Source organism: Bradyrhizobium sp. P3_C3, assembly GCF_056402655.1.
This window is the reverse complement of sequence record NZ_JBFUGY010000010.1, coordinates 149,894-161,813: the sequence shown is the minus strand read 5'-3', so window position 1 is coordinate 161,813 and position 11,920 is coordinate 149,894. Positions and strand designations below refer to the sequence as shown.

Here is an 11,920-nt window from a genome sequence, read left to right as displayed (position 1 = left end):
CCATGGCAGTCAGCGCCAATCGACTTGAATTGCTCCAGATCGCCGATGCCGTCGCGCGCGAGAAATCGATCGACCGCGGCATCGTCATCGCGGCGATGGAAGACGCCATCGCCAAGGCGGCACGGGCACGTTACGGCAGTGAGACTGACGTTCATGCCGAGATCGACCCGAAGAAGGGCGAGCTGCGGCTGTCGCGCCACATGCTGGTGGTCGAGAAGGTCGAAAATCATTCCAACCAGATCTCGCTGGTGGATGCGCAGCGCGCCAATCCCGGCGCCCAGGTCGGTGACACCATCGCCGATACGCTGCCGCCGCTGGAATATGGCCGCATCGCCGCGCAATCGGCCAAGCAGGTGATCGTGCAGAAGGTGCGCGAGGCCGAGCGCGACCGCCAATATCAGGAATTCAAGGACCGCATCGGCGACATCGTCAACGGCGTCGTCAAGCGCGTCGAATATGGCAGCGTGATCGTCGACCTCGGCCGCGGTGAAGCCATCATCCGCCGCGACGAGATGCTGCCGCGCGAAGTGTTCCGCAACGGCGACCGCGTCCGCGCCTACATCTTCGACGTCCGCCGCGAGACCCGCGGCCCGCAGATCTTCCTCTCCCGCACCCATCCGCAGTTCATGGCGAAGCTGTTCGCGCAGGAAGTGCCTGAGATCTATGACGGCATCGTCGAGATCAAGGCGGTGGCCCGCGATCCCGGCTCGCGCGCGAAAATCGGCGTGATTTCCCGCGATTCCTCGGTCGATCCCGTCGGCGCCTGCGTCGGCATGCGCGGCTCGCGCGTGCAGGCGGTGGTGAACGAGCTGCAGGGCGAGAAGATCGACATCATCCCGTGGTCGCCCGACATCGCGACCTTCGTGGTCAACGCGCTGGCGCCGGCCGAAGTCTCCAAGGTCGTCATCGACGAAGACCGCGAGCGCATCGAGGTCGTCGTGCCCGACACCAACAACCAGCTCTCGCTGGCGATCGGCCGCCGCGGCCAGAACGTGCGTCTGGCCTCGCAGCTCACCGGCTGGGACATCGATATCCTGACCGAGCAGGAGGAATCGGAGCGCCGCCAGGCCGACTTCGAGAACTCCACCCGCGTCTTCATGGAATCGCTCAACGTCGACGAGGTGGTCGGCCAGCTGCTGGCGTCCGAAGGCTTCACCTCGGTCGAGGAACTCGCGATGGTGGACCTCAAGGAACTCGCCGGCATCGAAGGCTTCGACGAGGAGACCGCGCAAGAGCTCCAGAACCGTGCCCGCGAATATCTCGAGCAGCAGGAGGCCGAGATCGAGGCCAAGCGCAAGGAGCTCGGTGTCGAGGACGCCGTCAAGGACGTGCCGGGCGTCACCTCCAAGATGCTGGTGAAATTCGGCGAGAACGACATCAAGACCGTCGAAGACCTCGCCGGCTGCGCCACTGACGATCTGGTCGGCTGGACCGAGCGCAAGGAAGGCGGCGAGCAGACCAAATTCCCTGGTGCGCTCGACGGTATCGAGATCTCCCGTGACGATGCCGAAGCCATGATCATGCAGGCCCGCGTCAAGGCCGGCTGGATCACCGAAGCCGATCTCGCCAAGCCCGCCGAAGAGGCCGAGGCGACCGAAGATCAGCCGGCTTAAGGACGAAGGAGAATGTCGCCCGGATGCTCGCAGATACTGACCACGATCTCGACCATGGACCGCGGACCGAAAGGTCCGCGACCATGCGGATGTGCGCGGTCAGTCGCGAGGTCCGGCCGATCGACGAGCTGATCCGCTTCGTCATTTCGCCGCAAGGCGACATAGTTCCCGATCTCAAGCGCAAGCTGCCCGGACGCGGCATGTGGGTCACCGCCTCGCGCGAGGTGGTTGCGGAAGCCGTGCGGCGTCACCAATTTAGCAAAGCCTTCAAGCGCGAGCTGCGCACTCCCCAGACGCTTCCCGCCGACATCGAGGCGCTCCTGGTTCGGAGCGTGACGGAAGCCCTTGGGATTGCCGCCAAGGCGGGCCAGATTGTGGCCGGCTTCGGCAAGGTCGAAAGCGCCCTGCGGGAAGGCACGGCCGAGGTCCTGATCCATGCCAGCGACGGGGCCGCGGACGGAATCCGCAAATTGGACATGCTGGCACGTCAAAATGGCGGGAATCGCGGCGCCAAGCCGCAGATTCCCGTCGTCACTGCGTTGAAATCGATAGAATTGGATTTGGCACTTACCCGGTCAAATGTGATACATGCTGCCCTGCTCGCGGGCCCGGCGAGCAAGTCATTCCTGTCACGTAGCCAGATGCTGGTCCGATACCGGATGGCGGACGATGACAAGACTGCCGAAAAGCCCGGCCAGGATTTCTGAGAGACAACGACGACCCAATAGGACGGTGCGGCAACGCACAACGTTAACAAAGATCAGGATTAGGACTGCTGAATGGTTGATACCAAGACCCCTGACGACAAGAAGCTGAGCGTTCCGAGCAAGACGCTATCGCTCAAGCCGCGCGTCGAAACGGGCACTGTGCGTCAGAGCTTCAGCCATGGCCGCAGCAAGCAGGTCGTGGTCGAGAAGCGCGGCAAGCGCCGCGTCGACGGCAGCCCCGAACCGCAAGCTCCCGCGGTTGTTGCAAAGCCGGCACCGGCCGCGCCTGCTCCCGCTCCGGCACGCCCGGCTCCGCCGCGCAACGCCGGCTCCGGCGTGGTGCTGCGCACGCTGACCGAGGACGAACGTTCCGCCCGCGCCAGCGCGCTGGCCGACGCCAAGGTGCGCGAAGTCGAAGAGCGCCGCCAGGCCGAAGACGAAGCCCAGCGCCGCGCTGTCCGCGAAGCCGCCGAACGCGTCGAGCGCGAAGCCGCCGAGGCCCGCCGCAAGGCCGAGGATGAGCGCCACCGCCACGAAGAGGAAGCCAAGCGCAAGGCCGAAACCGAGGCCAAGAAGCGTTTTGGCGAAGGCGAACAGCCGGCGTCAGCCGCGCGCCCTGCAACTGCCGCCCCGGCCGCTCCCACGCCACGTCCTGGCGCGCCCGCAGCACGCCCCGGCACCACCACGACCACGGCACGCCCGGGAACAACCACCGCGCGCCCTGGAACGACCACCGCGAGGCCGGGAGGCGGCCCGTTGGGTCGCGCTCCCGCGGTCGCAGCCGGACCGGACGAGGACGATGGTCCGCGCCAGATCCGTCGCGGTCCCGGCGGCGCCGCGCGTCCCGTGGTAGCCCCCAAGCCCACCCACAAACCCGGCCCGCAGAAGGAGCGCGGTCGCCTGACGGTCGTGACCGCATTCAATGCCGACGACGTGCGCGAGCGCTCGATCGCCTCGTTCCGCCGCCGCACTCAGCGCCTGAAGGGCCATGCCGCGAACGAGCCGAAGGAAAAGCTCATCCGCGAGGTGGTCATTCCGGAAGCGATCACCATCCAGGAGCTCGCCAACCGCATGGCCGAGCGCGCGGTGGAAATCATCCGCATGCTGATGAAGCAGGGCGCGATTCACAAGATCACCGACGTGATCGACGCCGACACTGCGCAGCTGATCGCCGAAGAGCTTGGTCACACCGTCAAGCGCGTTGCCGCGTCCGACGTTGAAGAAGGCCTGTTCGACGCCACCGACGATTCCACCGACACCGAGACGCGTTCGCCGGTGGTGACCGTGATGGGTCACGTCGACCACGGCAAGACCTCGCTGCTCGACGCGCTCCGCCATGCCAACGTCGTCTCCGGCGAAGCCGGCGGCATCACCCAGCATATCGGCGCCTATCAGGTGCTGTCGCCCGAAAGCGGCAAGAAGATCACCTTCATCGACACGCCCGGCCACGCCGCGTTCACCGCGATGCGCGCCCGCGGCGCCAAGGTGACCGACATCGTCGTGCTGGTGGTTGCTGCCGATGACGGCGTCATGCCGCAGACGATCGAAGCCATCAACCACGCCAAGGCGGCGCGGGTGCCGATCATCGTTGCCATCAACAAGATCGACAAGCCCGATGCGAAGCCCGAGCGCGTGCGCACCGAGCTGCTCCAGCACGAGGTGCAGGTCGAATCCTTCGGCGGCGAAGTCGTCGACGTCGAAGTGTCAGCCAAGAACAAGACCAATCTCGACAAGCTGCTCGAGATGATCGCGCTCCAGGCCGACATCCTCGACCTGAAGACCAATTCGGAGCGTCCGGCCGAAGGCACCGTGATCGAAGCCAAGCTCGATCGCGGCCGTGGCCCGGTCGCGACCGTGCTGGTCCAGCGCGGCACGCTTCGTGTCGGTGACATCATTGTCGCCGGCGCCGAGATGGGCCGCGTCCGCGCGCTGATCTCGGATCAGGGCGAGACGGTGCATGAGGCCGGTCCTTCGGTTCCGGTCGAGGTGCTCGGCTTCAACGGTCCGCCGGAGGCCGGCGATCGTCTCGCGGTGGTCGAGAACGAAGCCCGCGCCCGCCAGGTCACCAGCTATCGCGCGCACCAGAAGCGCGAGAACGCGGCTGCCTCGATCTCCGGCATGCGCGGCTCGCTTGAGCAGATGATGTCGCAATTGAAGACGGCGGGCCGCAAGGAATTCCCGCTGATCATCAAGGCCGACGTGCAGGGCTCGCTCGAAGCGATCCTCGGCTCGCTGGAGAAGCTCGGCACCGACGAAGTCGCAGCCCGCATCCTGCATGCCGGCGTCGGCGGCATCTCGGAATCGGACGTGACGCTCGCGGAAGGCTTCAATGCCGCGATCATCGGCTTCTCGGTTCGTGCCAACAAGGAGGCGGCTGCGGCCGCCAAGCGCAACGGCATCGAGATCCGCTACTACAACATCATCTACGACCTCGTGGACGACGTGAAGAAGGCGATGAGCGGCCTGCTCGCGCCGACCCTGCGCGAAACCATGCTGGGCAATGCCGCGATCCTGGAGATCTTCAACATCTCCAAGGTCGGCAAGGTCGCCGGCTGCCGCGTCACCGACGGCACCGTGGAACGCGGCGCCAATGTGCGCCTGATCCGCGACAACGTCGTCGTGCACGAAGGCAAGCTGTCGACGCTGAAGCGCTTCAAGGACGAAGTGAAGGAAGTCCAGTCCGGTCAGGAGTGCGGCATGGCCTTCGAGAACTACCACGACATGCGTGCCGGTGACGTGATCGAGTGTTATCGCGTGGAGACGATCCAGCGCTCCCTGTAAGTCCAAATCTTACCGAAGCGCCCGGATCTTTTTGAGCTGAAATTGCGGGAGTGCGATGGCCGGATTTATTCCGGCCATCCGCGCCGCATTCGTTTCAACAGGACAAATGACAATGCTCGTGTCCCAAACGCGGGCACGACGAGGTGATTTTCAACCATGCCCCGCCACCATCAGAAGAAAAGTTCCGCGCCGGGCGGCTCGCAACGCCAGTTGCGTGTCGGCGAGCAGGTTCGCCACGCGATGGCCGAGATTCTGGCGCAAGGCAATGTGCATGATGCGGACCTCGAAGGTCACATCATCACCGTGCCGGAGGTTCGGATGTCGCCCGACCTGAAGCTCGCAACGGTTTACGTGATGCCGCTCGGTGGCCGCGACACCGAGGTCATCATCGCTGCGCTCGAGCGCAACAAGAAATTCCTGCGCGGCGAAGTCGCGCGGCGCGTTAACCTGAAATTTGCACCTGACCTTCGTTTCCGCGTCGACGAACGATTCGACGAAGCGGAACGGATCGAGAAGCTTTTGCGAACACCTGCGGTGCAGAAGGACCTGGAACAGGATCCGGATTCGGATCGGGAAGAAGAGCGATGACGATGGACCCGGCTCACGGCACGATCGGCGGCGAAGAGACCGATCAGCGCGACGTGCAGAAAAATAATTTTGCGGATCTCGGCGGCGATTCCCAGCCGCATCAGGAGCCGCGCCGCGTCAACAACGATCCCCGCGCCAACAAGCAGAAGGGCAACCAGCCGCGCCGCGACCGCCGCGACGTCCATGGCTGGGTCGTGCTCGACAAGCCGATCGGCATGACCTCGACGCAAGCGGTCGCCGTGCTCAAGCGCCTGTTCAACGCCAAGCGCGCGGGACACGCCGGCACGCTCGACCCGCTCGCCTCCGGCGGCCTGCCGATCGCGCTCGGCGAGGCCACCAAGACGGTTCCCTTCGTGATGGACGGCCGCAAGCGCTACCAGTTCACCGTGTGCTGGGGCGAGGAGCGCGACACCGATGATATCGAGGGCCGGGTCACCGCGACCTCCGACCAGCGCCCGACCCGGGAGGCCATCCTGGCCCTGCTGCCCCGCTTCACCGGGGTGATCGAGCAGATCCCGCCGCGCTATTCCGCGATCAAGGTCCAGGGCGAGCGCGCCTATGACCTGGCCCGCGACGGCGAGGTCGTGGAACTGGCCCCCCGTCCGGTCGAAATTCATCATTTAACCCTTGTGGATCAACCGGATAACGACCGGACGGTGTTCGAGGCGGAGTGCGGCAAGGGCACCTATGTCCGGGCGCTGGCCCGCGATATGGGCCGGATTCTCGGCACTTACGGCCATATTTGCGCGCTGCGGCGGACCCTGGTCGGCCCATTTGACGAGAACGACATGATTCCGCTGGATCAGTTGGAGGCTTTATGCGATAGAGCCGCGTCCGGCGAGGGCAGCCTCGCCGACGCGCTTATGCCCGTTGAGACCGCGCTGGACGACATCCCGGCACTGGCCGTCACTCGGGCTGATGCGGCAAGGCTCCATCGGGGCCAGGCCGTTTTATTGCGCGGACGGGATGCGCCCACTAGTAGCGGCACAGTCTATGTCACGGTGGCAGGCCGTCTATTGGCGCTTGCTGAAGTCGGCAACGGCGAAATCATCCCCAAGCGTGTGTTCAACCTGACCGGTCTGACTGCCAGCACCGGTCGCAACGAGAGAAATTGACGATGTCGATTGCCGCAGAACGCAAAGCGGAAGTCATCAAGACGAATGCCAACAAGGCCGGCGACACCGGCTCGCCGGAGGTTCAGGTCGCGATCCTGTCGGAACGCATCAACAACCTCACCAACCATTTCAAGACCCACGTGAAGGACAACCATTCGCGTCGCGGCCTCTTGAAGCTGGTTTCGACCCGCCGCTCGCTGCTCGACTACCTCAAGAAGAGGGACGAGGCGCGTTACAAGGCGCTGCTCGAGAAGCACAACATTCGTCGTTAAGTGTTCCTGCGCGCGCCACTGGCGCGCGTTTTCGTGCGCGGTTTCGAGCGAAAGCGTTTGTTTAAAGGTTTTTGATCGAGGCTGCGTGCGCGTCGGGTGCGAGCCGTTGACGGCTAGCACCCGGGCACGATGGGCGAGGACCGCAATCCGGTGTTCGCGTTCGTGCCGACTGACAGTCCAGCAGCAATCCGGCGGCTGGGCACAACGGGCAAGGCGCCCGTATGACCCGAAAGGATGGACGCCATCCGAAATCCGAAAACCATGGCAGGATCGCAGGACGCTGATCGCCCGCTTCGATCAACGTCCCGCAATCTTGCGCATGGTTTTTGTTTTTCGGGCCGTCCTTCTTTCGAGAACCCATGAAAGAAGACATCTATGTTCAATAAGCATTCAGTCGAGATCGACTGGGGTGGACGCCCTCTCAAGCTTGAAACCGGCAAGATCGCGCGTCAGGCCGACGGCGCCGTCGTCGCCACCTATGGCGAGACCGTGGTGCTCGCCACCGTCGTCGCGGCGAAGGCGCCGCGCGAAGGCGTCGACTTCCTGCCGCTGACGGTCGACTACCAGGAGAAGACCTACGCAGCCGGCCGCATTCCCGGCGGCTATTTCAAGCGCGAGGGTCGTCCGACCGAGAAGGAGACGCTGGTCTCCCGCCTGATCGACCGTCCGATCCGTCCGCTGTTCGTCGACGGCTGGCGCAACGAGACCCAGGTGATCGTCACCGTGCTGTCGCACGACATGGAGAACGATCCCGATATCGTGGCGCTGGTGGCCTCATCGGCTGCGCTGACCCTGTCCGGCGCGCCCTTCAAGGGCCCGATCGGCGCAGCGCGCGTCGGCTTCGCCAATGACGAGTTCATCCTCAACCCGACGCTCGACGAGATGGTCGACACCCAGCTCGACCTCGTCGTCGCCGGCACCGCCGACGCCGTGCTGATGGTGGAATCGGAAGCCAAGGAGCTCAACGAAGAGGTGATGCTCGGCGCCGTGATGTTCGGTCACCGCCACTTCCAGCCGGTGATCAACGCGATCATCGAGCTGGCCGAGAAGGCTGCCAAGGAGCCGCGCGAAGTCACCGTCATCGACAATTCGGCGCTCGAGAAGGAAATGCTCGGCCTCGTCGAGCAGGAGCTGCGCGCCGCCTATGCCATTCCGATCAAGCAGGATCGCTACGCCGCGGTCGGCAAGGTCAAGGAAAAGGTGATCGCTCACTACTTCCCCGAAGGCCAGGAGCCGAAATACGACAAGCTGCGCATCGGCGGCGTGTTCAAGGAGCTGGAAGCGAAGATCGTTCGCTGGAACATCCTCGACACCGGCAAGCGCATCGACGGCCGCGATTCCAAGACCGTGCGCAACATCATCGCCGAAGTCGGCGTGCTGCCCCGTGCCCACGGCTCGGCGCTGTTCACCCGCGGCGAGACCCAGGCGCTGGTCGTGACCACGCTCGGCACCGGCGAGGACGAGCAGTACATCGACGCGCTGTCCGGAACGTACAAAGAGACGTTCCTGCTGCACTACAACTTCCCTCCCTACTCGGTCGGTGAGACCGGCCGCCTCGGCGGCACCAAGCGTCGCGAGATCGGCCACGGCAAGCTCGCCTGGCGCGCGATCCACCCGGTGCTGCCGCCGCATCACGAGTTCCCCTACACCACGCGCGTGGTGTCGGAGATCACCGAGTCGAACGGCTCGTCCTCGATGGCTTCGGTCTGCGGCGCTTCGCTGGCGCTGATGGATGCCGGCGTGCCGTTGAAGCGGCCGACCGCGGGCATCGCGATGGGCCTGATCCTCGAAGACAAGCGCTTCGCGGTTCTCTCGGACATCCTCGGTGACGAGGACCATCTCGGCGACATGGACTTCAAGGTCGCCGGTACCGAGCAAGGCATCACCTCGCTCCAGATGGACATCAAGATCGAGGGCATCACCGAAGAGATCATGAAGGTGGCGCTCGGTCAGGCCAAGGATGGCCGTATCCACATCCTCGGTGAAATGGCCAAGGCGCTCACCAACGCCCGCGCCGAGCTCGGCGAGTACGCGCCGCGCATCGAGACCTTCAAGATCGCCACCGACAAGATCCGCGAAGTGATCGGCACCGGCGGCAAGGTGATCCGCGAGATCGTCGAGAAGACCGGCGCCAAAGTCAACATCGAGGACGACGGCACCGTGAAGGTCGCCTCCTCCGATGGCGAGGCGATGAAGGCCGCGATCAAGTGGATCAAGTCGATCGCCTCCGATCCGGAAGTCGGCCAGATCTATGACGGCACCGTCGTCAAGGTGATGGAGTTCGGCGCCTTCGTGAACTTCTTCGGTTCCAAGGACGGCCTCGTCCACATCAGCCAGCTCGCTTCAGCGCGCGTGCAGAAGACCTCCGACGTCGTCAAGGAAGGCGACAAGGTCAAGGTCAAGCTGCTCGGCTTCGACGACCGCGGCAAGACCCGGCTGTCGATGAAGGTGGTCGACCAGACCACCGGCGAAGACCTCGAAGGCAAGGGCGGCGACGGCGAGAAGACCCCGCGCGAAGCCGCCGGCGAGTAATCGATCCGCACATCAGAAACACGAAGGGCGGCCTCGCGGCCGCCCTTTTTGTTTGTCGCTTGCTTAAGCCCGGGGATCAGGCCGCGAGGTCGTACCGGTCGAGGTTCATCACCTTGGTCCAGGCCTTGGCGAAGTCCTGCACGAACTGCTGCTTGGCGTCCGACGAGGCATAGACCTCGGCGAAGGCGCGGAGCTGCGAGTGCGCACCGAAGATCAGGTCGGCGCGCGTGCCGGTCCACTTCACCGCGTTGGTCTTGCGGTCGCGGGCCTCGTAGGTGCCGTCAGCCGCCGGCGTCCACTGCGCGCTCATGTCGAGCAGGTTGATGAAGAAGTCGTTGCTCAGCGTTCCGACCTTCGAGGTCAAGACGCCGTGCTTCGAACCGCCCGCATTGGCGCCGAGCACACGCAGACCGCCGACGAGCGCGGTCAGCTCGGGACCGGACAGCTTCAGCAGCTGCGCGCGATCGACAAGAGCTTCCTCCTGCTGCAGGAACTGATGCTTCTTGCCGACGTAGTTGCGGAAGCCATCGGCCCGCGGCTCCAGCGGGGCGAAGGATTCCGCGTCGGTCTGCTCCTGCGAAGCATCCATGCGGCCCGGCGTGAAGCCAAGCTTCACGTCAACGCCGGCATCCTTCGCGGCCTTCTCGACCGCGGCAGAACCGCCGAGGACGATGAGGTCGGCGAGCGAGACCTTCTTCGCACCTGCCGATGCGTTGAAGTCCTTCTGGATCGCTTCGAGCTTGCCGAGGACCTTGGAGAGCTGAGCCGGCTGGTTCACCTCCCAATCCTTCTGGGGGGCCAGACGGATGCGCGCGCCGTTGGCGCCGCCGCGCTTGTCCGAGCCGCGGAACGTCGAGGCCGACGCCCAGGCGGTCGAGACCAGCTCGGAGACCGAGAGGCCCGAAGCCAGGATCTTGGTCTTCAGCGCGGCGATGTCCTGGTCGCCGACCAGCTCGTGGTCGACCTTCGGAATCGGATCCTGCCAGATCAGCGTTTCCTTCGGCACCAGCGGGCCGAGATAGCGCTGGATCGGACCCATGTCGCGGTGGGTGAGCTTGAACCAGGCGCGGGCAAAGGCGTCCGCGAACTGATCCGGGTTTTCCAGGAAGCGACGCGAGATCTTCTCGTAGGCCGGATCGAGGCGCAGCGAGAGGTCGGTCGTCAGCATCGTCGGCCGGTGCTTCTTCGACTTGTCGAAGGCATCCGGAATGATCGCCTCGGCGCCCTTGGCCGTCCACTGATTCGCGCCGCCCGGGCTCTTCGTCAGCTCCCATTCGTACTTGAACAGGTTCTCGAAGAAGTTGTTGCTCCACTTCGTCGGCGTCGTCGTCCAGGTCACCTCGAGACCGCTGGTGATGGAATCACCCGCCAGGCCCGAAGCGTGCTTGCTCTTCCAGCCGAGGCCCTGGTCTTCGAGCGCACCCGCTTCCGGCTCCGGACCGACCAGCGACGGATCACCCGCGCCGTGGGTCTTGCCGAAGGTGTGGCCGCCGGCGATCAGCGCGACGGTTTCCTCGTCGTTCATCGCCATGCGGGCGAACGTCTCGCGGATGTCCTTGGCCGCGGCGACCGGGTCAGGCTTGCCGTTCGGGCCTTCCGGATTGACGTAGATCAGGCCCATCTGCACCGCGCCGAGCGGCTCGGCGAGCTGGCGTTCGCCGCTGTAGCGCTCGTCGCCCAGCCACGTGCCTTCAGGACCCCAATAGAGCTCTTCCGGCTCCCACACGTCAGCGCGGCCGCCGGCGAAGCCGAAGGTCTTGAAGCCCATCGATTCCAGCGCGACGTTGCCGGCGAGCACCATCAGATCAGCCCAGGAGATCTTGCGGCCGTATTTCTGCTTGATCGGCCAGAGCAGACGGCGCGCCTTGTCGAGATTGGCGTTGTCGGGCCAGCTGTTGAGCGGTGCGAAACGCTGCTGACCGGCACCGGCGCCACCGCGGCCGTCCGTGGTGCGATACGTGCCGGCGCTGTGCCAAGCCATGCGGATCATGAGGCCGCCATAGTGGCCGAAATCGGCGGGCCACCATTCCTGTGAGTCCGTCATCAGAGCCGTCAGGTCCTTGATGACGGCATTCAGGTCGAGCGACTTGAACTCCTTGGCATAGTCGAACTCCTTGCCCATCGGGTCGGACAGGGTGGAATTCTTGTGCAGCATCTCGATGCTGAGCTGGGTCGGCCACCAGTCGCGGTTCACGCGCGTGGGTTTTCCGCCCGAAAACGGGCACTTCGAAGTGTCATCCATGAATACCTCCTCTGGTGGCGTCGAACTCGCGCCTTTGACCAGGTAGAATTACTCTAGGCTTCGCATTCGA

General features: G+C 64.7%; 8 protein-coding genes. 7 read left to right on the top strand and 1 reads right to left on the bottom strand.

All coding sequences use genetic code 11. The annotated features are described in order from the left end of the window. Window positions 1-2: 2 nt before the first annotated feature. From nusA to pnp, 7 genes are all read left to right on the top strand, one after another. Window positions 3-1,613 (top strand): transcription termination factor NusA, encoded by a 1,611-nt coding sequence (gene nusA / locus AC1DW2_RS14145; protein WP_028150578.1) that lies wholly within the window; start codon window positions 3-5, stop codon window positions 1,611-1,613. A 23-nt stretch (window positions 1,614-1,636) separates the two neighbouring features. Continuing rightward, window positions 1,637-2,320, top strand: a complete 684-nt coding sequence (locus AC1DW2_RS14140; RefSeq protein WP_071908928.1) for an RNA-binding protein — start codon at window positions 1,637-1,639, stop codon at window positions 2,318-2,320. A 72-nt stretch (window positions 2,321-2,392) separates the two neighbouring features. Next, window positions 2,393-5,101 carry a translation initiation factor IF-2 gene (infB, locus tag AC1DW2_RS14135; protein ID WP_063980139.1) on the top strand — a complete coding sequence of 903 codons (2,709 nt, stop codon included), beginning with the start codon at window positions 2,393-2,395 and terminating at the stop codon, window positions 5,099-5,101. A 156-nt stretch (window positions 5,102-5,257) separates the two neighbouring features. Further along, a complete protein-coding gene (rbfA, locus tag AC1DW2_RS14130) occupies window positions 5,258-5,689 on the top strand; it encodes a 30S ribosome-binding factor RbfA (RefSeq protein ID WP_028150575.1) in 432 nt (143 codons plus the stop codon). Beyond that, entirely contained in the window at window positions 5,686-6,804 is a 1,119-nt protein-coding gene (gene truB / locus AC1DW2_RS14125; protein WP_135214069.1) for a tRNA pseudouridine(55) synthase TruB, read from the top strand. The genes rbfA and truB overlap by 4 nt, the downstream gene beginning before the upstream one ends. 2 nt (window positions 6,805-6,806) lie before the next feature. After that, complete coding sequence (gene rpsO / locus AC1DW2_RS14120; RefSeq protein WP_008131787.1) at window positions 6,807-7,076, top strand: 30S ribosomal protein S15; 270 nt, start codon at window positions 6,807-6,809, stop codon at window positions 7,074-7,076. 375 nt (window positions 7,077-7,451) lie between these two features. Next, the gene (pnp, locus tag AC1DW2_RS14115) at window positions 7,452-9,608 is read left to right on the top strand and encodes a polyribonucleotide nucleotidyltransferase (RefSeq protein ID WP_085405047.1); all 2,157 of its coding nucleotides are present in this window, start codon (window positions 7,452-7,454) and stop codon (window positions 9,606-9,608) included. Between the two features lie 76 nt (window positions 9,609-9,684). Here the strand turns inward: pnp and katG are convergent, their stop codons facing one another. Next, window positions 9,685-11,850, bottom strand: coding sequence for a catalase/peroxidase HPI (katG, locus tag AC1DW2_RS14110; RefSeq protein WP_477006367.1), 2,166 nt, complete (start codon window positions 11,848-11,850; stop codon window positions 9,685-9,687). Window positions 11,851-11,920 lie beyond the last annotated feature (70 nt).